The 19,188-nt window shown below is 67.9% G+C and carries 19 protein-coding genes; 2 read left to right on the top strand and 17 right to left on the bottom strand.

Features of this window, described 5'->3' with window-relative positions:
- Window positions 1–30: 30 nt before the first annotated feature.
- The 3 genes from dut to HMPREF2826_RS07145 all read right to left on the bottom strand — a co-directional run bounded on the left by dut (window position 31) and on the right by HMPREF2826_RS07145 (window position 1,515).
- A complete protein-coding gene (gene dut, locus HMPREF2826_RS07155) occupies window positions 31–483 on the bottom strand; it encodes a dUTP diphosphatase (protein ID WP_070640544.1) in 453 nt (150 codons plus the stop codon).
- Entirely contained in the window at window positions 480–929 is a 450-nt protein-coding gene (gene nrdR, locus HMPREF2826_RS07150) for a transcriptional regulator NrdR (RefSeq protein ID WP_070640542.1), read from the bottom strand. The genes dut and nrdR overlap by 4 nt, the downstream gene beginning before the upstream one ends.
- Window positions 930–1,080: 151 nt before the next feature.
- Entirely contained in the window at window positions 1,081–1,515 is a 435-nt protein-coding gene (locus tag HMPREF2826_RS07145) for a LysM peptidoglycan-binding domain-containing protein (protein WP_070640540.1), read from the bottom strand.
- A gap of 188 nt (window positions 1,516–1,703) precedes the next feature.
- On the opposite strand from HMPREF2826_RS07145, the gene lexA reads away from it, so the two are divergent.
- Complete coding sequence (gene lexA / locus HMPREF2826_RS07140) at window positions 1,704–2,354, top strand: transcriptional repressor LexA (RefSeq protein ID WP_070640538.1); 651 nt, start codon at window positions 1,704–1,706, stop codon at window positions 2,352–2,354.
- Window positions 2,347–3,123 carry a heparan-alpha-glucosaminide N-acetyltransferase gene (locus HMPREF2826_RS07135; protein ID WP_256388672.1) on the top strand — a complete coding sequence of 259 codons (777 nt, stop codon included), beginning with the start codon at window positions 2,347–2,349 and terminating at the stop codon, window positions 3,121–3,123. The genes lexA and HMPREF2826_RS07135 overlap by 8 nt, the downstream gene beginning before the upstream one ends.
- Here HMPREF2826_RS07135 and hflX read toward each other — a convergent pair.
- From hflX to HMPREF2826_RS07065, 14 genes are all read right to left on the bottom strand, one after another.
- Window positions 3,120–4,466 (bottom strand): GTPase HflX, encoded by a 1,347-nt coding sequence (hflX, locus tag HMPREF2826_RS07130; protein WP_070640534.1) that lies wholly within the window; start codon window positions 4,464–4,466, stop codon window positions 3,120–3,122. The two genes, HMPREF2826_RS07135 and hflX, sit on opposite strands and share 4 nt — an antisense overlap.
- Complete coding sequence (gene miaA, locus HMPREF2826_RS07125) at window positions 4,459–5,421, bottom strand: tRNA (adenosine(37)-N6)-dimethylallyltransferase MiaA (RefSeq protein ID WP_070640532.1); 963 nt, start codon at window positions 5,419–5,421, stop codon at window positions 4,459–4,461. The genes hflX and miaA overlap by 8 nt, the downstream gene beginning before the upstream one ends.
- Entirely contained in the window at window positions 5,418–6,785 is a 1,368-nt protein-coding gene (miaB, locus tag HMPREF2826_RS07120; protein ID WP_070640530.1) for a tRNA (N6-isopentenyl adenosine(37)-C2)-methylthiotransferase MiaB, read from the bottom strand. Before miaB ends, miaA begins: the two co-directional genes overlap by 4 nt.
- Window positions 6,782–7,123, bottom strand: coding sequence for a stage V sporulation protein S (locus HMPREF2826_RS09695; protein ID WP_070640528.1), 342 nt, complete (start codon window positions 7,121–7,123; stop codon window positions 6,782–6,784). The genes miaB and HMPREF2826_RS09695 overlap by 4 nt, the downstream gene beginning before the upstream one ends.
- Before the next feature lie 104 nt (window positions 7,124–7,227).
- Complete coding sequence (locus HMPREF2826_RS07110) at window positions 7,228–8,316, bottom strand: ATP-binding protein (protein ID WP_070640527.1); 1,089 nt, start codon at window positions 8,314–8,316, stop codon at window positions 7,228–7,230.
- Between the two features lie 9 nt (window positions 8,317–8,325).
- Window positions 8,326–9,882, bottom strand: coding sequence for a ribonuclease Y (gene rny, locus HMPREF2826_RS07105; protein WP_070640526.1), 1,557 nt, complete (start codon window positions 9,880–9,882; stop codon window positions 8,326–8,328).
- Window positions 9,883–10,139: 257 nt separating this feature from the next.
- Window positions 10,140–10,835, bottom strand: coding sequence for a regulatory protein RecX (locus HMPREF2826_RS07100; protein ID WP_070640524.1), 696 nt, complete (start codon window positions 10,833–10,835; stop codon window positions 10,140–10,142).
- A gap of 2 nt (window positions 10,836–10,837) precedes the next feature.
- On the bottom strand, window positions 10,838–11,932 hold the full coding sequence (gene recA, locus HMPREF2826_RS07095; RefSeq protein ID WP_058270407.1) for a recombinase RecA: 1,095 nt from the start codon (window positions 11,930–11,932) through the stop codon (window positions 10,838–10,840).
- 214 nt (window positions 11,933–12,146) lie between these two features.
- On the bottom strand, window positions 12,147–12,680 hold the full coding sequence (locus tag HMPREF2826_RS07090) for a CinA family protein (protein ID WP_070640522.1): 534 nt from the start codon (window positions 12,678–12,680) through the stop codon (window positions 12,147–12,149).
- 4 nt (window positions 12,681–12,684) lie between these two features.
- Window positions 12,685–13,323, bottom strand: a complete 639-nt coding sequence (gene pgsA / locus HMPREF2826_RS07085; RefSeq protein WP_070640520.1) for a CDP-diacylglycerol--glycerol-3-phosphate 3-phosphatidyltransferase — start codon at window positions 13,321–13,323, stop codon at window positions 12,685–12,687.
- Window positions 13,268–14,623 carry a 30S ribosomal protein S12 methylthiotransferase RimO gene (gene rimO / locus HMPREF2826_RS07080; RefSeq protein WP_070640518.1) on the bottom strand — a complete coding sequence of 452 codons (1,356 nt, stop codon included), beginning with the start codon at window positions 14,621–14,623 and terminating at the stop codon, window positions 13,268–13,270. The genes pgsA and rimO overlap by 56 nt, the downstream gene beginning before the upstream one ends.
- 12 nt (window positions 14,624–14,635) lie before the next feature.
- Window positions 14,636–15,133: a YajQ family cyclic di-GMP-binding protein gene (locus HMPREF2826_RS07075; RefSeq protein WP_058270411.1), complete on the bottom strand. Its 498-nt coding sequence runs from the start codon at window positions 15,131–15,133 to the stop codon at window positions 14,636–14,638.
- 39 nt (window positions 15,134–15,172) lie between these two features.
- Window positions 15,173–16,624, bottom strand: a complete 1,452-nt coding sequence (locus tag HMPREF2826_RS07070; RefSeq protein WP_070640516.1) for a helix-turn-helix domain-containing protein — start codon at window positions 16,622–16,624, stop codon at window positions 15,173–15,175.
- A gap of 5 nt (window positions 16,625–16,629) precedes the next feature.
- The gene (locus HMPREF2826_RS07065) at window positions 16,630–19,185 is read right to left on the bottom strand and encodes a DNA translocase FtsK (RefSeq protein ID WP_070640514.1); all 2,556 of its coding nucleotides are present in this window, start codon (window positions 19,183–19,185) and stop codon (window positions 16,630–16,632) included.
- Window positions 19,186–19,188: the final 3 nt, after the last annotated feature.

Raw genomic sequence — 19,188 nt, 5'->3', positions numbered from 1 at the left:
ACGCTGGCTCGGCGGCATCGTGCGACGGCGTCAGACGCCGCTGGAGCCAAAGCCCTGCGCACCACGGTCGGTCTCGTCAAGGACGTTGACCTCCTTGAGCGTCACGACGGGGACGCGCTTGATGACGAGCTGGGCGATGCGCTCGCCGCGCTCGATGCGGATGTCATGGACCGGGTCAAGGTTGATGGCGCAGACCTTGAGCTCGCCGCGGTAGTGGGCGTCGATGAGGCCGGGGGTGTTGGCCATGGAGAGGCCCTTCTTGAGGGCGAGACCGCTGCGCGGCTGGACGAAGCCCCCGAAGCCCTCGGGGATAGCGACGGCGAGCCCCGTCGACACGAGGCGCCGCTCAAAGGGCTTGAGCGTCACGTCCTCGTTCGAGCGCAAATCAAGCCCCGCGTCGCCCTCATAGGCATAGCTTGGCAGCTGGACGGTGGGATCGAGGCGGCGTATGGGAAGGGTGATGCGGTCGGGCTGGTGCGTCATCGGGCAAGACTCCTCAGTTCCTCGCTGAACTCATCGACGTCCTTGAAATCACGGTAAACGGAGGCAAAGCGCACGTAGGCGACCTTGTCAACGTCGGCAAGACGCTGCAGTACCATCTTTCCCAGGTCCTGGGAGTCAACCTCGGACATGCCGTTGTCCCTAAGCTCCGAGACGATCTCGTCGATGAGGCCGTCGAGCTTTTCCATGGGGACGTCGCGCTTGATGGTGGCCGCGACGAGGCCCCGCATGAGCTTGCCCCTCTCGAAGGTCTCCTTGTGACCGTCCTTCTTGACGACCAGAAGGGGTATCTCCTCGCGCCGCTCGTAGGTGGTGAATCGCGTGCCGCAGCGAACGCATTCCCTGCGGCGGCGGATGGCGTCATTGCTCTCGGAGGGACGCGAGTCCACGACCTTGGACTCTTCGCACCCACACTTCGGACAGCGCATGTATCCCCCTATCAAAGTGACAACGGGACGATAGCATAAGACGTCCGGTCGCGGCAGGCCCGAGGACAATCGTCCTGAATATGAAACAAAGCAGGATGCCGGCCAAGCAAGGCCGCGATGGTGCCTGAGGCTGCCCCTGGGCGGGTCCCACCTAGGAGGCGGGGACGACGAGGCGGTCCCCCGGCCGGACGCGCGCCCCGTCGAGGTCGTTTTGAACGCCGATCCAGGAGGCGACGTCCTGGGTCGAGACGCCGTCCAGGCGGGACCTTTGGGCGATGTCCCAGACGCTGTCCCCCTGATGCACGACGACGACCTGCGTGGGGGCGGCCTCGAGCAGGGCGGCGGCGCGGCGCTGCGCCCCAGATAAGAGCAGGCCGACGGCAACGAGGGCCGCGAGCGCAAGGACGACGCCCGCCGCGGTGAGGCGCAAAGGCACGCGGGCGTGCCGCAACCGACGCATGGCCGGGACGTCCGCGCAGGACCTGCCTCCCGTGATGAGCGTGAACAGCGGGCGCTCCTCGTCCTCGGGAGCCCAGGCATCAAGGGCGGCAGAGGGCAGGGCAATGGCGGCGATGGCGGTGGGCATGATGGCTTCTCCCCTGTCGTAGGTAACTGGGATAGGTATAGCAGGCGGACCCGACAGGAATGCGATAGAACACACGTACTTAGAACACATGTGCTATACTACGAACATGCAGGGCGGCTGTCAAGTGAAATAAGAACATATGTTTGCATACCGCCCCGTCGCTCGGTGACCATCGCAAGGGGGGAGACATGTCCAAGGACAAGCTCAGCAAGAGGCAGGCGTCCATCTACGACTACATCTGCGGGTATACGGCCGAGCACGGCTATGCGCCCTCGGTGCGCGAGATCGGCAAGGCCGTGGGGCTCGCCTCCCCCTCCACCGTCCACATGCACCTTAAGGTGCTCGAGGAGCGCCAGCTCATTAAGCGGGCCAGCAACAAGCCCCGCACGATCGAGGTAAAAGGCCCGGAGCGTCCCTCCGACGCCGTCGGCGTGGCCCCCGCCGCCTGTGACGTCAAGGTCGCCATGCTGTCGCTGCCGCTCGTGGGCCGCGTGGCCGCCGGCACCCCCATTCTGGCCGAGCAGAACATCGAGGAGGAGGTCGCCCTGCCCGTCAGCCTGGTGGGTGACGCCTGCTCGTTCTTGCTGCGGGTCCGTGGCAGCTCCATGATCAACAAGGGCATCCTCGACGGCGACGTCATCGCCGTCCACGAGCAGCCGGACGCCTCCGACGGCGACGTCGTCGTGGCGCTCGTCGATGACGGCGCCACGGTCAAGACGTTCTATCGCGAGAAGGGCCGGATTCGCCTGCAGCCCGAGAACGACGCGATGGAGCCCATCTACGCCACGAACCCGCGCATCGTGGGCAAGGTCGTGGCGCTGGTGCGCTCCCTTGCCTAGCGGCGCGCCGCGACGGACCTCGCCTGCCCGCCCTGGGCGTTTGGCGGGGGTTGACGCCCTCAAGGGACTCACGGTGATCTCCATGGCCCTCTTCCACTGGTGCTATGACCTGAGCCATCTCTTTGGGGTGCCCCTTGCGTTCTTTCGGCCGCCCCTTCTGGATGTGTGGCGCGCGTCCATCAGCTGGACCTTCCTGTTCGTCGCCGGCTGGATGTGCTCCTACTCACGCAGCCTGCCGCGCCGCGGCGCCAGGTACCTGCTCGTCGCGCTGGGGATATACGCGGCCACGAGCGCGGTGGGCGTCGATGCGCCCATAAGCTTTGGCATCATCTTCTGCATGGGAGCCAGTACGCTTCTTGCCGCCCTGCTGGGTCGCTATGGCCTCCCGCGAGGAGGCAGGGCCACGACGCTGTCCCTCGTCGCCCTCTTCGTGCTGAGCCTCAACGTTCCTGCCGGCTTCCTTGGCGTGGGTCCCGTCCTGATGCGCCTGCCGCAGGGGCTCTACGCCACCCCCTGGCTTGCCTGGCTCGGCTTTCCTGACGCCCTCTTCTGCTCGGGGGACTACTACCCCCTTCTCCCCTACGGCCTCATGTACCTGGCTGGCGCGAGCTTTGGCAGGGGGCTCTCGGCGACGTCGGCGACGGCGGCGCTCGGCAGGTCCGTGTGTCGTCCCCTCGAGTGGCTGGGCAGGCACTCGCTCGTGGCGTATCTGGTCCACCAGCCCCTGCTGCTGGCGCTTGGGGCCGTGCTGACAGGCAAGGTCCCTTAGGACCGGCCGTCCTCGACGTCCTGGTCATGACGCTCGCGTCCGCCAGACCGGGTGTCTGCGCGAGCGTATCGCCGGAGCGTGTCTGCCAGGCGTGCGGGCACCCGCGCCGTGACGAGCAGACCCTCCTGCAGGTACTGCTCGCGCATGATCTGGCAGCGCTCATGGATCAGCTTCTGAAGGAGTCCCTTGTCATAGGGGATGAGGACGGTCATGGCCCGGTCGCCCTCGCCCGCCTTCTGCGCCACGCTAACGAGCAGCGCGTCCAAGCCTCGACCGTCTAGCGCCGAGACGAGAAGGGCGCTCGGATGCGCTCCCATGACGCCCGCCAGGTCCGTCTCGTTAAGAAGGTCGCACTTGTTGTAGACGATAAGCGAGGGGATGTCGGCGGCGCCGATCTGGCCGAGCACCTGATCGACCGCCTCGAGCTGCCTGTCGCGCTGGGGGTCAGAGGCGTCGGCGACCCTGAGGATCAGGTCGGCGGCGCGCGCCTCGGCCAGCGTCGACTTGAAGGACTCGACGAGCGTGGTGGGCAACTTTTGGATGAACCCCACGGTGTCGGTGAGGGTGACCTTGCGCCCCGCGTCCAGCGACAGCGCCCTCGTGGTGGGGTCGAGCGTCGCGAACAGCTCGTCCTTGGCATACACCTGCGCGCCCGTAAGCCGGTTGAGCAGGGTTGACTTGCCGGCGTTCGTGTAGCCGACGAGCGCGACGCGATAGACGCCCGAGTCCCATCGCGCCTTGCTCTGCACGCGACGGCGCCCCTCGAGCGCCTTGAGCTCGCGTCTCAGCCAGCTGATGCGGTCCCTGATGAGACGGCGGTCAACCTCGAGCTGGCTCTCCCCCTGGCCAAAGCGGCTCCCGATGCCGCCGCGCGTCTGCTCGCCCACGAGATGGCCCCACATCCCGCGCAGGCGGGGCAGCACGTACTGCAGCTGTGCGAGCTGGACCTGAAGCCTGCCCTCGTGCGTCTTAGCATGCGTGCCAAATATGTCAAGTATCAGGGCGGTGCGGTCGATGACCTTGGTCGGCTCCCCCATGACGCGTTCGAGGTTGCTCTGCTGCGAGGGGCTCAGCTCGTCGTCAAAGATGACGACGTCGGCATGGAGCGACCGTGCCAGGCGGGCGATCTCCTCGGCTTTGCCGCTGCCAACGAACGTACGCGGCACGAGACGCTCGAGGCGCTGGGTGACCACGGCGACGACCTCGGCGCCGTCCGTGTGCGCGAGGCGGCCGAGCTCCTCGAGCGAGTCCTCGAGGGGCCAGCTCGCGTCTCCCAGATCAACGCCGACGAGGATGGCGCGCTCGCGCGCCGGGGCCGTGAGCCGCGGGGTGAACCTAGCCATCCGCAGCACCGACCTCCCGCGCCTCCGCAAGGGCGTCGAGGACCTTCTCCGCCGCTTCCTCGGGCGTCATGAGGTCCAGGTTGAGCGTCCGGGCGCGACCGTCCCTCCTGATCCAGGAGAGCTGGCGCTTCGCATAGCGCCGCGTGCGCGTGACCATGAGGCGTCGCGCGTCGTCGAGCGTGGCCTCGCCGCGCAGCACCGACACAAGCTCCTTGTAGCCGATGGCCTGCGCCGCCGTCGTGTCGTCGATGAGGGCCCCCTCCTCCCATAGCCCGCGCACCTCATCGAGAAGCCCCGCCTCGAGCATCTGGTCCACGCGCCGCTCGATGCGCCGGTAGAGCCGCTGGCGGTCCATCATGAGCGCGAAGATGAGCGTGTGATAGCGCGGGCGACGGTCCTTGAGGCCCTCGTGCGTGCGCGCGTAGCTCAGCCCTCGCTCCCATAGCTCGAGGGCGCGCATGACGCGGCGGGAGTTCTGTGGGTGGATGAGGCGCGCGCTTTGGGGGTCGAGCTCAGCGAGCCGGGCATGCAGGCCGGTGGGGCCCAGCGCTCGCAGCTGCTCGTCCAGGCGCTCCCGCACCCCGTCTGCCAGCCCCTCGGGGCCTGGGGGAAAGTCCATCTCGTCGATGACGGCGTCAAGGTAGAGTCCCGTCCCGCCGCAGAGGACGGGCGTGAGCTGCCGTGCGAGGAGGCGGTCAATGTGCGCACGTGCCTGGTCCTGGAAGAGCCGTGCCGAGAAGCTCTCGCGAGGGTCCGCGACGTCAACCATGAGCAGGGGCGCCCGTCGGGCGCCGACGGGCGTCTTGGCGGTGCCGACGTCCATGCCACAATAGACCTGCATCGCATCGACGGAGATGACGGCGGATTCCAGGCGCTCGGCGACGCGCTCGGCGACGGCGCTCTTGCCGGAGGCCGTAGGGCCGACGATAGCTATGACGGGGCCGGGAAGGCTCACCGAGGCTCACCTTCGAGCGATCCACGCAAAAACCAGGGGCGCGCGTCTTTCACGCGCACGTCGCAGAGCGTTCCTGCCAGCGACGCCGCCGACCTGTCTGCGGGAAGCGCAAAGAGGACGGTCTGGTTCTTGGGGCTATGCCCCACCATGACGCGCTCGTCGCGCTTTGAGGCGCCCTCGACGAGGACCTCGACGACGGCGCCCCGCTCGCCTTGGTTGGCGGCGAGCGCGCAGTCCTCCACCACCTGGGCCAGACGCCCGAAGCGCCCCTGGATGACGTCGCGCGGCGTGTCGTCGGCGATCTTCGCCGCGGGCGTGCCCGGGCGGCGCGAGTAGATGAAGGTGTAGGCGGACGAGAAGCCCACCTCGCTCACGAGGGAAAGGGTGTCCGCGAAGTCTTTCTCGGTCTCGCCCGGAAAGCCCACGATGATGTCCGTGGAAAGGGCGATGCCAGGGACCGCCGCCCTGAGGTCGGAGACGATCTTGAGGTACTGCTCGCGCGTGTAGCTGCGGTTCATGGCCTTGAGAATGCGCGTGGAGCCGCTCTGCACCGCCAGATGGAGGTGGGGCATCACGGCGGGGACCTCCGCCATGGCCCGTATGGTGTCGGCTGAGAGGTCCTTGGGGTTGGATGAGGTGAAGCGAACGCGCTCGATGCCGGTCTGGCCCACGCGCCGCAAGAGCTCAGCAAAGCGGGGCTCGCCGTACAGGTCGCGACCGTAGGAGTTGACGTTCTGGCCCAGGAGCGTGACCTCGCGCACACCTTCGGAGGCCAGGCGCGCGACCTCGTCAACCACGCGCTCCATCCGTCGGGCGCGCTCGCGGCCGCGGACGTAGGGGACGATGCAGTAGGTGCAGAAGTTGTTGCAGCCGTACATGATGGGCACCCAGGCATGGAAGCTCGAGGCACGACGCGAGGGCAGGTCGGCCGAGAAGCCCCTCCCCTCCTCGCCCGTGTCCGCCACGACGCCCGTGCCATCGCCTTCCAGGGCCTCGACAAGCAGCTCGGGCAGGGACGCCAGGGCGCTCGTGCCAAAGACGACGTCCACGTTGGGGACGAGCTGGGACAGATTCGCGCCCTCGCGCTGGGCGATGCAGCCCCCCACGGCCACGACGCGCCGACCGGACGGGGCCGCGGGCAGCCGCGAGAGGTTGGAGGCCTCGCCGTACAGGTGCGTGTCGGCCTTCTCGCGCACGGAGCAGGTCATGAAGACGACGACGTCAGCGTCGGCGGCGTCGCTGACCGCGATGCAGCCGCACGAGTCCAAAAGGCCGCTCACGCGCTCAGCGTCATGAAGGTTCATCTGGCACCCGAAAATGCGGACGAAGTAGGTCTTGCCGATGAGGCTCCTCTGGTCCGTCACGACGCCTCCCCGCCCATGCACGCGCCGTCGTCGGAGGTCTCGGGCCCAAGGTAGCTCGACGAGCTTTGGGCGCTGATGCGATGCACGTAGATGGCGATGCGAATGGCCGTGCGCGTCTCGCCGCCGATCTCGATGTCCGAGAACGTGGGCGCGCAGGAGATGTCGACGCCCGTGGGGATGAGAAAGCCGCGGGCGATGGCGATGGCCTTGACGGCCTGGTTGACGGCCCCGGCGCCCACGGACTGTATGTTGACGGGCGCACCGTCCTTGACCATGCCCGCAATGGCCCCGGCGACGGAGGCGGGAGAGGACTTGCTCGAGACCTTGAGGAACTTCATAAAACTCTCCTGTTGTGCGATTACCTCGTTTGAGCTGCGACGTCTGCGTGTTGGATCGATGCGTGCGAGAGTGGGCCTGTCTGCCTATGGTACCGCAGAACCCCTCAGTCATCCTGCGAGACGCGGAAGGTGACGACCACCTTGCCGCCTGTGGCGCGCACCTCGGGGTCTTCCATGAGGTCAAGGTAGTACCGGTCGGCCAGGTAGGAGAAGTCCTTGCGCATGAGGCGCGAGAACGCGCTGGCGTCACGCGCGTCGATCCTGAGCCGACGTGCCTCGCGATAGATGTCCGCCGGCTTGGTGGCGACAGGACCCCTGCGATCGAGGCGGCGCGTGAGCGTGGCGTAGACGCTGCGCACCGGCTTGATCTGTCCTGAGCACACGCGATGTGCCGTGCGCTCCCCCATCTCGAGCCCGACGGAGCGGGCCGCGTCGAGGAGCTCCGTCGCGTCGGCGGCGGCGGGAAAGCGCTCGAGCACTCCCAGGTCGTCAATGCCGTCAACGAAGAGGAGCTCGCTGGGACCGCGCACGAGGCCCGTCTTGCCCCGCAGGGTGGCGGCGACGTCGGAGGGTGATCCCACCCACACGTCCAGACTTCCATGCTCCTCCAGGGCAAACTCGCAGCAGCGCCTGATGATGTTGTGCGGCCCCCTCGTCAGCCGACGCTCCCCGTCATCGACCACCTCGAACGCAGGCCAGCTCGACTGGTCCTTGCGCTCAGGCAGCCGGGTGACGTCAAAGGCCACCTTGACGGCCGTCCCGCGTCCAGGGACCGTGGCGCTCACGCAGGCGCTCGCGGCGTTCTCCCGGACCGAGAAGAGCGCCATGCCCCTGCCGTGGACGCCCCAGCGGTCCTGGCGAAAGCTGTCCAGCTTGGAGGTGACGCGCGCATCAAAGACGCGTTCGCGCAGGTCATCCGGGATGCCGCAGCCGTCGTCAAGCATGACGAGCGTGCGGGTGTCCCCCTCGCGGGACAAGGCGAGAAAGACGTGGCGGGCCCCGGCGTCACGGGCGTTGCGCAAGAGCTCGAGCACGGCGTCCTCCACGCAGCGGACGTCCTGCTTGGCCTGACGACGCTCCGCCTCAGAGACCCTGAGGCGGACGAAGCCCTCCCCGAGGTTCTCCTCGACCCGCAGCGAACGGTCGAGGCCGACGTCGGAGATGAAGTCTGCGAGGTCGTCGGAGGCGGACATCCGTGCCGCCTATTTGGCGATGCCCACGGCGCGCGACTCGCGGATGACGACGACGCGAACCTGCCCGGGATACTGCATGCCGTCCTCGATCTGACGGGCGATGTCGTGGGCGAGGACCGTCGCCTCGGCGTCGGAGACCTTCTCGGGCTGCACCATGACGTGCAGCTCGCGACCGGCCTGCATGGCGTAGGTGCGCTCGACGCCCTCGTGCGCGTTGGAGATCTCCTCGAGCTTCTCGAGGCGCTTGATGTACGCCTCGGCGCTCTCGCGGCGGGCGCCGGGTCGTGCCGCCGAGATGGCGTCGGCGGCCTGCACCAGAACGTCAAGCACCGTGTTGGGCTCGATGTCCGCATGGTGCGCCTCTACGGCGTGGACGATCTCGGGGCGCTCGCCCAAACGACGGCAGAGGTCGGCGCCGATGACGGCATGCGGCCCCTCGACGTCATGGTCGATGGCCTTGCCGATGTCGTGCAAAAGACCGGCGCGCTTGGCGGGCGTCTCGTCGAGACCCAGCTCGGAGGCCATCATGGCGCAGAGCGAGGCGACCTGGACCGAGTGCCTGAGGACGTTCTGGCCAAAGGAGGTCCGATAGCGCAGGCGACCGAGGACCTTGATGAGGTCGGGATGGAGGTCTTGGATGCCGCAGTCAAAGGCAGCTTGCTCGCCGGCCTCGACCACGCGCTCGTTGACGAGCGTCTCCGCCTTGGCGTACATCTCCTCAATGCGCGCGGGATGGATGCGCCCGTCGGCGATGAGGTTTTCGAGGGCGACGCGGGCCGTCTCGCGGCGCACGGGATCGAAGCTGGACAAAACGACGGTCTCGGGCGTGTCGTCGATGACGAGAGAGACGCCCGTGACCTGCTCGAACGTGCGGATGTTGCGCCCCTCGCGCCCGATGATGCGTCCCTTGAGGTCATCGGAGGGGATATGGACGGACGTGACGGTGATCTCGCTGGCCTGGTCCGAGGCGCAGCGCTGAATGGCCGTCGAGACGATCTCGCGTGCGGTCTTGTCGGCCCGGGCGCGCACGCGCTGCTCGGACTCGCGCAGAATCTGCGCCTCCTCGCGCACCGCGTCCGCGCGGACGCGGTCGAGCAGCTCCCTGTGGGCGTCCTCGCGGGTCAGGACGGCGATGCGCTCAAGTTCCGCCGTCTGCTTGCCAAAGAGCTCGTCAACCTCGACCTTTCGCTTGTCAATCTGACCCTGGAGGCTCGAGAGCTGATGCTCCTTGCGATCGAGGGCGTCGTTGCGGCGGTCAAGGGACTCCTCGCGCTGCATGATGCGATTCTCCATGGCCTGAAGCTCCTGCTTGCGCTTCTTCTCCTCGCCCTCGGAGCTCTGCTTGAGCTTGAGAATCTCCTCGCGTGCCTCGACGAGGGAGGTCTTTCGCGCGGTCTCGGCGTCACGCTGGGCGTCCTCGGTGATGCGACGCGCCCGTTGCTCCGCCTCGCTGACGACCCTCGCGGCCTCCTGGACCTTGGAGTTGTTAGCGTTCGAGACGAACAGGTAGGACCCGATCGCCCCCGCCGCCAGGCAGGCTATGCCAATGATGATCATCCATTCCATGGTTGCTCCTCAGATAGCTGGTATGTCTGTTCAGGAGACCGATGCGCACGTCATCGGAACCCGCCATCTGAGGCGTACTCTGAGCTGTGTGTTTCGACCGAGGGCAAAAGGAACGTGGCCAACAGAACAGATATGGATACCAGCCCCACAAGGCTGGAAAAAACGACTCAAACAGCGACTTTAATCCTAATTTGGCGGCCGCGACCTGTCAAACCAAAAGAACGAGCGGTAACCCAAACGCATGGATTGCCGACAACTCAGGAGGGCAGGAGTCCCTCGTCTCGCAGTCGCGCGGCCGCGGCGTGGGCGACGGCCGCAGAGAAGCCGCGAGCGCACAAAAAGCGGACGGCCTTGGCGTACGGGTCGCGCCCGCCGAAGCGCCGTCGCGCGACCAGCTCGAAGGCGCGCGCGCCTTCGTCCTCGGGGTCAATGAAGGCGTCAGGCCAGCCGTCGAGCTCGCCCACGTCAACGCCGCGCTGGGTGAGCGCCCGCTCGATCTTGGCCATGCCCCAGCCGGCGTAGAGCTTCGAGCGCACGAAGACGTCGGCATAGCGGGCGTCGTTGACGAGCCCCAGGTCGCGCAGACGTACGAGGCAGGCCGTCGTGACGTCCGACCAGTAGCCGTCCGCCCGCAGTTTGTCCGTAAGCTCCTTGGAGGAGTAATCGCGCCTGTCCAGAAGAAAGGTGGCCCGAAGGCACGCCTGGCGCTCCTGGAGCTCGCGCAGCTTGAAGACGAGCTCGTTGCGCGAGCGGGGCGCGAGCGACCCTTGTCTTTTGAGGCGGTCAAGCTCCTTGCCGACGGAAATCGGCACCCGAAACGTCTCCTCGGCGTCGTCCTGGACGAGCGAGACGCACGCCGTCGGCTTGAGGCACGAGATTGCCTCCTGTCGCCCGCGACGGGCGGGAAGCGCGACGTTCCAGGTGAGGGCGCCCGTGTCCTGGCCTGCGCCCATCGCTAGGCCTCGCTCGTGGGCCCGTCACCCAGGAGGGGCTCCCCCACCCGCTCGTCGCCCAGCTCGAGCCCGCAGGCGACGCGCACCTTGTGGTCAACCTCCTCGCGCAGGTCGGGATTGGTGGCCAAAAACTCCTTGGCCGCCTCGCGACCCTGACCCAGGCGTTCCTCGCCATAGGTGAACCAAGACCCGGCCTTCTCGACGATGTCATAGTCGACGGCCATGTCGAGGATGGAGCCCTCCTTGGAGATGCCCGTGCCGTACATGATGTCAAACTCCGCCTGCTTGAACGGGGGCGCGACCTTGTTCTTGACGACTTTGACGCGGACGCGGTTGCCGACAATCTCGTTGTTGCGCTTGATGGAGTCGATGCGACGTATGTCCATGCGGACGGACGAGAAGAACTTGAGGGCGCGGCCGCCCGGCGTGGTCTCGGGGTTGCCGAACATGATGCCGATCTTCTCGCGCAGCTGGTTGATGAAGACGCAGGTGGTTTTTGACTTGGAGAGCGACCCGGCGAGCTTGCGCAGGGCCTGGCTCATGAGACGTGCCTGAAGGCCGACCGTGGTGTCGCCGATCTCACCCTCTATCTCGGCGCGGGGCACCAGCGCCGCGACGGAGTCTATGACGACGACGTCGATGGAGCCCGAGCGCACGAGCATGTCGCAGATCTCGAGCGCCTGCTCGCCCGTGTCGGGCTGGGAGATGAGCACCTCGTCTATGTCGACGCCGATGCGCGCGGCATAGCTGGGGTCGAGCGCGTGCTCCGCGTCGATGAAGGCGACCATGCCCCCCATGGCCTGGGCCTCGGCAAGGATCTCGAGGGACAGCGTCGTCTTGCCGGAGGACTCGGGGCCATAGATCTCGACGATGCGGCCGCGGGGCACGCCGCCGATGCCGAGCGCCGCGTCAAGGGCAATGGAGCCCGTGGGGATGGCCTCCACCTCAAGGTCTGTGCCGCCGTCGCCGAAGCGCATGATGGCCCCGCTGCCAAACTTCTTGTTGATCTCCTTGGCGGTGGCCTCGATCATCTTGTCACGCTCCTCGCCGTAGGTCTTCTCGTGGACCTCGCGCGCGGGAGCCTTGCTCTTTGCCATGCTGTCTCCTCAGGTCGTGACTACGTGAATGACTATATGCGAACACCCGTTCTATGTCAATCAAGCTGCCACAAGCGTACGAGCGGTGACTGGCAGGAGGCTTGCAAAAAGCTGGCGGCATGCTCGCGCCCTGCCGCGCATCGAGCGTGGGGCGGCCTCTGAGCAGGCGGGCGGATGAGACCCTGGTCACGTGGCGTCTCATTCGCGCGTCCGTCTATGGCCTGGCACCCTCAATCTCTTCACAAAGAAGGCGCAAGGCGCAACAAACTGCCTGATGGCGCACGGACGCCCTGTCGCCCGAGAAGCGCTCGAGGACGCAGCGCGTGCCGTCTGGGCCGTGCACGCCAAACCACACCGTCCCAACGGGCCTGCAGGGCTCGGCGCCGCCCGGGCCGGCTATGCCCGTCACCGAGACGCCAAAGTCGCTGCCGACGACGCGCGTGACGCCCTCGGCCATCTGGGCGGCGCAGGGCGCCGAGACGGCGCCCTGCGCCGGGTCGCTCAGGACGTCCTGCGCAACGCCGAGCACTCGCGCCTTCACGGACGTCGCGTAGGAGACGACGCCGCCCACGAGCGCGGCGGACGAGCCGGGCACGGAGGTGAGGGCGCCGCACACCAGGCCGCCCGTGCAGGACTCCGCGCAGCCGACGGTCACGCCGCGCGAGCGCGCCGCACGCACCACCCGCCGCGCGAGCGCCTCCTCGCCCGGGGCGTCCGGGGCCCCTTTTGCCCACGCGCCGTCGTTCATGGCCCTACCCCTTCCTGACGATGACGTGCCAGGACTTCATGAAGTAGTCCAGGCCGGACCAGATCGTGAGGACGACCGCCGCCGCGAGGCACAGCCGAAACGCCGTCGCAAGCAGGTTGACGCACGTCCCCTGCGGCAGGGCCATGACGAGAAGGAGTCCCGATATGGCCACCATCGTCGTGGCGGTCTTCCATTTTCCCAGGTCGCTCGCCGCGACGACCTCACCCTCGGAGGCGACCACCATCCGCAGCCCCGAGACGAGGAACTCGCGGGCGACGACGACGAGCAGAACCCAGGGGCTGACCCATCCCCTCTCGAGCAGGAAGCAGAGGGACACGACGACGACGAGCTTGTCGGCGATGGGGTCGAGGAACTTACCGAAGGTCGTCACCTCGTCGCGACTGCGCGCCAGGTACCCGTCGAGCTTGTCGGTGAGCGACAGGAGGACGAAGAGAACGGCGACGAGAGCCAGGCCGGGCTGGAACTCCCCCGGCACGGGCGCCCCCGCAAGCTCGGCCGCAAGCAGCCAGGCGGGCACGAGCGCCACGCGAAGGCAGGTCACGATATTGGCTGGAGTCCAGATTCCCTTAGTCGCCACACAGCTCACCGTCCTCGTCGGAAACGACTTTGCCCTCGAGCTCATAGCAGAACGAGTCCGTCAGCAGGACCCGGACCTTGTCACCGACAGACGCCTCGCCGCAGGCGAGATGCACCGCGCCGTCGCAGTCGGGCGCCTGGAACCAGGCGTGGCCTATGAACTCGACGCCCTCGTCGGTCTCGTCCACGCCGTCGATGATGACGTCGACGACCTCGCCCACGTGGGACGCCGTCGCGGCAAAGCCCAGGTCCTCGGCGACGTCATGAAGGCGCTGCTCGCGCTCGCGCCGTTCGTCCTCCCCCATCTGGCCGTCCATGCCGGCCGCGCGCGTGCCGTCCTCACGCGAGTACGCGAAGACGGAGGTGTAGTCAAACTCCTGCTCCCTCACGAAGTCGAGCAGCTCCTCGAACTCCTCCTCCGTCTCGCCGGGAAAGCCCACGAGTCCGGTGGTCCTGAGCACCATGTGGGGGATCTCGCGCCTGAGGCGGGAGAAGAGCTCCGCGAGCTCGCGACGTGAGCCGCTGCGGCCCATGGAAGAAAGCACCCTCGCGTTGCAGTGCTGGATGGGGATGTCAAGGTAGGGCAGCACCTCGTCGACGTCGCGCAACGTCGCGACGAGCTCATCGGTCATGCCCTCGGGCTGCAGGTAGAGCACGCGCACCCACCCGCCGTACGGTGCGACCTCGCGTGCGACCTGACGCAAAAGCCAGGCCAGGCTCAGCTCGTCCGCGCCGAGGTCATGGCCCCACACGCCCGTGTCCTGTCCGATGAGGACGATCTCGCGCACGCCGCCCGCCAACAGGTCGCGCACCTCAGAGAGAATCTCGTCGGCCGGGCGCGACGCATAGCGGCCGCGGATGTAGGGTATGGCGCAGAAGGCGCAGAAGCGGTCGCAGCCGTCGGAGATCTTGACGTAGGCGCTCGCGCCCTCGACGGTGCGCAGGCTCGCTGAGGCGTCTCGTCCCTGCGCGCCCTGCGGAGGCTCCGTGTCGAGCACGCGCGACACCACCTCGACGATCTGGTCCTCCTCGCTGGTCCTCACGAAGGCGGCCACCTCGGGAAGCTCCGCCTCAAGGGCGCTTCCGTAGCGGGAGGGCACGCATCCGCACATGACGATGGGACGCGCGCGGACGCCCCGGTGAACGTCGTCGGCGAGCTCCAGGGTGGCCTCGACGGACTCGGAGGTCGCCGAGGCCAGAAAGGAGCAGGTGTTGACGAGCACGACGTCGGCGTCATCGACGTCATGGGCCTCGCCGAAGCCCGCGTTGAGCAGCAGCGCCCTCATGCGGTCGGTGTCGACTTCGTTCTTCGCGCAGCCGAGCGTCACGAACAGGCAGGATTGCATCGACGCCTCCCGCTAGCGGTAGTTGACGAACTGGAGCGGCTGGCCGTAGTCGCCCTCCCTGAGCGCGGCGATGACCTGCTGGAGCACGTCGCGGGAGGCGGAGCTCACCCGAAGCTTGTCCCCCTCGACCGTGGGCTTGCACTTGAGCTTGAGGTCGCGAACGTCCTTCGCGATGCGTTTGGCCGTCTCCTTGTCTATGCCCTGGACGAGGCTCCCGCTCTGGCGCACCGAGGCGCCGGCGGCAGGCTCGACCTTGCCCCAGCGCAGCGCCGCGAGGTCGATCTGACGCTTGGCGAGCTTGCCGGCGAGGACGTCGCGCACCTGGGCGCATACGAAGTCGGAGGGGGCCTGGATCGTGAAGGTCTCGTCCTTGCGGGAGAAGTCCAGGGTGGCACCCGTCTGCTTGAGGTCATAGCGCTGCGTCAGCTCGCGCGCCGCCTGCTGGTAGGCGTTGTCCACCTCCTGGAGGTCCACCATCGACACGATGTCAAAGCTTGCTTCCTTTGCCATGAGGCCTTCCTTCCTGTGACGTTGCTGGTGCCAGGGCGCCTAGGCGCCCGTCGAGTCTGTGCCGGCCGCCGAGCGGGAGGTCGCCTTGGACGCAGCGGCGTCCGTCTTGCCCGCGTCGTCACCACCCGCCGCTTCCGTCGTCGCCGCGTCCGTCGGGGCGGGCGGCGTCCCGGTAATGGAGATTGACCCGATGCCCGAGGTCTTTGACTCGAAGCTCTGGGTCGCGCCGTTCTTGGTGACCGTCACGGCGCTCATGTTGTTGACCGAGACCGTCAACGACTTCGTGACCGTGTATGAGCGCTCCCAGGGACCGGTGACCTGCTCCGCCACCATGCTCGCGCCGTCGCACTTAATCTCGACCCACGAGATCTCTCCGTCCGCCACCTTCACGTTAACGACGGTCGGCTCGCTTTCCTGGGCGGTCGCGTCGGGGTCGGTCGGCGCGTCTGCGTCCGCGCTTGCGTCCGAGGGGTTGCTGGTGCTCTGGGTCGCGGGCGCCTCGGCCCGCGTCGACGCGGCATCGCCAACCGCCACGGTCGTGGCGCGCGCGTCGCTGTTGCTGTTCCTGATGCATGACGACACCGAGAGGACGATGATGAACGTGATGAGCGTCGTGAAGAAGAGGATGAAGAACGCGAGGCCCCGCGTCCCCCTCAGGTTCAGCCCGGCCAGCCATCCCATGACGCCCGCGCGACGCGCGGGCTCCCTGCGTCCCGTGCGGCCCGTGGCGACCCTGTCGGCGCTGCGGCGGCGCACGTTGGGACGGTCAACGCGCGCGATGTTGCGCGATGAGCGCCTGCCGGAGGCGGTGGACGCGGCCTCGTACGGGTTGGCGTCACCATAGCGCAGGTCATCCGTGAAGTCGCTGGGCGCCACCGCGCGCCGTTCGATGCGCTCGCGCCCCACCGTCGAGGGTCCGCCCTCCGGGCGCCGCGCGCGGTCGGCGCGCGTCTGTCGCGTGCGGGTGCGTGCGTAGCGAGAGCTCGCGCGCGACGGGGGCGAGCTGAGGTCACGGGAGGTGTAGCGACGCTCCCAGTCGTCCGCGCCCGCGGTTCCACGACGCACGAGGGGGCTGCTCTGCCCCTTGGGCCTCACGGGGGACGTCGTGGCGAAGCCCCCCATGTCACCCGCATATCCGCCGGAGGTGGGCAGGAGCCCCTGGCTCCCCCGGAAGCCCTCGCGACGGGGAATCCCCACGGACGCGTCGACGTGTCGCGACCGGGCGAGGTCCCTGCCTCCCGCTCGCTCCCAGTCTGCCATGTCCCGACTGAACTGCTGGGAGACGGTGCGGGGATTGAGGCCGAGATAGCGCGAGTACGACGCGAGCATGCCCTGGGCGTAGCCGCTCTTGGGCATGTGGGCAAAGTCGCCCTCCTCAAACGCGACGAGGGCGCGCTCCTTGAGCTTGAGGACCGACGAGGCCTGGGCGATGGAGAGGCCGAGCGCCCTGCGCCTCTCGACGAGCATCTCGCTGAAGCGTGGACGAGCCATGGTCCCTACACCCCCCTAAAGGCGGCTTCTTGGGTCTTGAGCTGCTCGAGGGAGTCCTTGTCCAGGAGCACCTCGCGAGGCTTCGAGCCGTCCGGCGGGCCGACGACGCCCTTTGCCTCGAGCATGTCCATGATTCTACCAGCACGGGCGTACCCCACCTTGAGCCTTCGCTGCAGTCCCGAGGTGGAGCCCAGCTGGGAGTCGACGACGATGCTCGCGGCCTCCCACAGAAGCGGGTCGTCCGCCTCGTCCTCCTCTCCCATGCCCGCGCCGGACGCGCCGGGCTGCCCGGGGACGACCTGCGAGAGGATCTCCTCGTGGTAGTCGGGCGCCGCCTGGGCGCGAATGAACTCCACCACGTCGTTGATCTCGCGGTCCGACGTGTAGCAGCCCAGGACGCGGCGGGGCGAGAGGCCGCGGTCCTTGAAGAGCATGTCGCCGTTGCCCAAGAGGCGCTCGGCGCCCGTCTCGTCAAGGATGACGCGCGAGTCGATGCCCGAGGACACCTTGAGCGCCACGCGGCTGTCGATGTTTGACTTGATGAGTCCGGTGACGACGTTGGCGGAGGGGCGCTGCGTGGCGATGACGAGGTGGATGCCCGCCGCGCGGGCGAGCTGCGCGATGCGGACGATGGACGCCTCGACGTCCTTGCCGGCGACCATCATAAGGTCCGAGAGCTCGTCGATGATGACGACGAGGAAGGGCATGGGCTCGGGCGGGTTGTCCATCTTGGCGAGGGCGCCGTCTTTGCAGAGGCGGTTGTAGACCTTGATGTCGCGCGCCCCCGCCTTCTGGAAGACCTTGAGGCGCCGCTCCATCTCCGAGACGGCCCAGGCGAGCGCGCTCGCGGCCTGGCGGGGCTCCGTGACGACGGGGACGTAGAGGTGCGGAAGGCCGTTGTATGCCGAGAACTCCACGCGCTTGGGGTCGATCATGATGAGGCGGACCTGCTTGGGAGTGGTGCGCATGAGCAGGGACATGATCATGGAGTTGATCATGACGGACTTGCCCGATCCCGTCGTGCCCGCCACGAGCATGTGAGGCATCTTGGCTATGTCGGCGATGACGGGCCTGCCCGCCGAGTCGCGGCCGATGGCCACCTCGAGGGGGCCGCCTGCGGCAAAGGGCAGCACGTCTCCCAGATGCACGTTCTGGCGCGACTTGTTGGGAATCTCGATGCCCACGTAGGAGGTGCCTGGGATGGGAGCGAAGATGCGCACCTTCTCGGCGGCGAGCGTGAGCGCGATGTCGTCCTCGAGGTTGCGGATGCGGTTGACGCGCTCCCCCTCCCCCATCTCGACTCGGAAGGTGGTCACGAGCGGCCCCGAGACGTAGTCAACGACGCGGCCGGTGAGCCCGAACTCCTCCAGGGTGCCCTGGAGGCGCGCGCGCGTCTGGTCGAGCTCCTCCTTGCTGCTCGCGCTTGCGGCGCTGTTGGGGTTGGAGGAGAGCATGGAGAACTGCGGCAGCTCGTAGCCGTCGGCGTCATCGCCCGGGCGCGACGTCTTGGCCTTGGCCGCGGGGGACACGGGACGGGCAGGAGCCTCCGCGCGGGCCCGAGAGGTGGTGCAGCTGGGCGTTTGGGCGACCGCGTGCTTGCGCGGGGTCCCCCGGCGCCCGCGCGTCAGGGAGCGCGCGGCGGCGTCCTCGAGAAACGGCGGGACGGCCGGCTGACCTGGCAGGTCGCTCGCAACGTCCAAGGCTCCCTCGCCTGCGACGACGGCCGTCGTCGCGGCGGGCTCGGACGTGGCGACGTCGATGTCAGGATGACGATGACGCAGCAGCCGTGTGGGCGCCTCCTCGCCCGGCGCCTCGGGGCGCCCCCTCCTGAGGACGGTAGTCTTGCGAGAGCCCAAGAACGTGGTCTGGGCGACGTCCTCATGCTGAGCGACGGCGTCAGGAAGCCCGTCGTCAAGAGGCCCCTCAAGGTCCAGGGGCCGGCGCCGGGAGGCGATGCGGCGCCGCGCCGACCCCAAGGAGTCCTGAAGGCGCTCGACCAGGCGCGACACCGAGAAGCCGCAGACGACGACGCCCACGATGGCGAGGCCCACGAGGACGATGTTGCCGATGACCTGGCCGACGCTCTCAAGGAGGAGCAAGGCAAGCGCCCCGCCCACGTAGCCGCCAAACTCCTTGGCGACCTCGTCCAACAAGACGGCCGGGGCCTTTACCCCGACGACGTATGAGTTGATGGAGAGCAGGCCCAAAATCGCAAGCGCGATGAGGAGCACGCCCAGCGCGATGTGGCCCGAGAGAGGCCCGTCGTCAGGCACGAAGAACGTCAGCGCGAGCACGGCGACGGCCACGGGGCAGAGAAGCGCGCCCGCGCCAAAGCACAGATGAAGCGCCTGACCGCAGGCCTGCGTCACGATCGCGTCAGAGGGCGACACGACGGAGACGGCCAGCGCCATGGCGAGCACCATGAGCAGGACCCCGACGATGTCGCCTGCGGCCGTGCCGCGCAGGCTCCCCAGGGCGCGAGAGGGACTCGGGGCCCCCGGGCGCGAGGCGGGCTTGCGCGTGCGGTTGTGAGCTGCGTTTGATCTACGTAGTGCTGCCATGCG

Source organism: Olsenella sp. HMSC062G07, from assembly GCF_001811895.1.
In the GTDB taxonomy this organism is placed as follows: Bacteria; Actinomycetota; Coriobacteriia; order Coriobacteriales; family Atopobiaceae; genus Olsenella_F; species Olsenella_F massiliensis.
Note: the sequence above shows the minus strand (reverse complement) of the source record. Positions and strands in the feature narration are given on the sequence as shown.

What these genes read in the sequence shown, in the direction of transcription:
- dut (WP_070640544.1), bottom strand. Translation starts at nt 483, where the DNA reads ATGACGCACCAGCCCGACCGCATCACCCTTCCCATACGCCGCCTCGAT.
- nrdR (WP_070640542.1), bottom strand. Translation starts at nt 929, where the DNA reads ATGCGCTGTCCGAAGTGTGGGTGCGAAGAGTCCAAGGTCGTGGACTCG.
- HMPREF2826_RS07145 (WP_070640540.1), bottom strand. Translation starts at nt 1,515, where the DNA reads ATGCCCACCGCCATCGCCGCCATTGCCCTGCCCTCTGCCGCCCTTGAT.
- lexA (WP_070640538.1), top strand. Translation starts at nt 1,704, where the DNA reads ATGTCCAAGGACAAGCTCAGCAAGAGGCAGGCGTCCATCTACGACTAC.
- hflX (WP_070640534.1), bottom strand. Translation starts at nt 4,466, where the DNA reads ATGGCTAGGTTCACCCCGCGGCTCACGGCCCCGGCGCGCGAGCGCGCC.
- HMPREF2826_RS09695 (WP_070640528.1), bottom strand. Translation starts at nt 7,123, where the DNA reads ATGAAGTTCCTCAAGGTCTCGAGCAAGTCCTCTCCCGCCTCCGTCGCC.
- HMPREF2826_RS07110 (WP_070640527.1), bottom strand. Translation starts at nt 8,316, where the DNA reads ATGTCCGCCTCCGACGACCTCGCAGACTTCATCTCCGACGTCGGCCTC.
- rny (WP_070640526.1), bottom strand. Translation starts at nt 9,882, where the DNA reads ATGGAATGGATGATCATCATTGGCATAGCCTGCCTGGCGGCGGGGGCG.
- HMPREF2826_RS07100 (WP_070640524.1), bottom strand. Translation starts at nt 10,835, where the DNA reads ATGGGCGCAGGCCAGGACACGGGCGCCCTCACCTGGAACGTCGCGCTT.
- recA (WP_058270407.1), bottom strand. Translation starts at nt 11,932, where the DNA reads ATGGCAAAGAGCAAGGCTCCCGCGCGCGAGGTCCACGAGAAGACCTAC.
- HMPREF2826_RS07090 (WP_070640522.1), bottom strand. Translation starts at nt 12,680, where the DNA reads ATGAACGACGGCGCGTGGGCAAAAGGGGCCCCGGACGCCCCGGGCGAG.
- pgsA (WP_070640520.1), bottom strand. Translation starts at nt 13,323, where the DNA reads ATGAGCTCGAGGGCAAAGTCGTTTCCGACGAGGACGGTGAGCTGTGTG.
- rimO (WP_070640518.1), bottom strand. Translation starts at nt 14,623, where the DNA reads ATGCAATCCTGCCTGTTCGTGACGCTCGGCTGCGCGAAGAACGAAGTC.
- HMPREF2826_RS07075 (WP_058270411.1), bottom strand. Translation starts at nt 15,133, where the DNA reads ATGGCAAAGGAAGCAAGCTTTGACATCGTGTCGATGGTGGACCTCCAG.
- HMPREF2826_RS07070 (WP_070640516.1), bottom strand. Translation starts at nt 16,624, where the DNA reads ATGGCTCGTCCACGCTTCAGCGAGATGCTCGTCGAGAGGCGCAGGGCG.
- HMPREF2826_RS07065 (WP_070640514.1), bottom strand. Translation starts at nt 19,185, where the DNA reads ATGGCAGCACTACGTAGATCAAACGCAGCTCACAACCGCACGCGCAAG.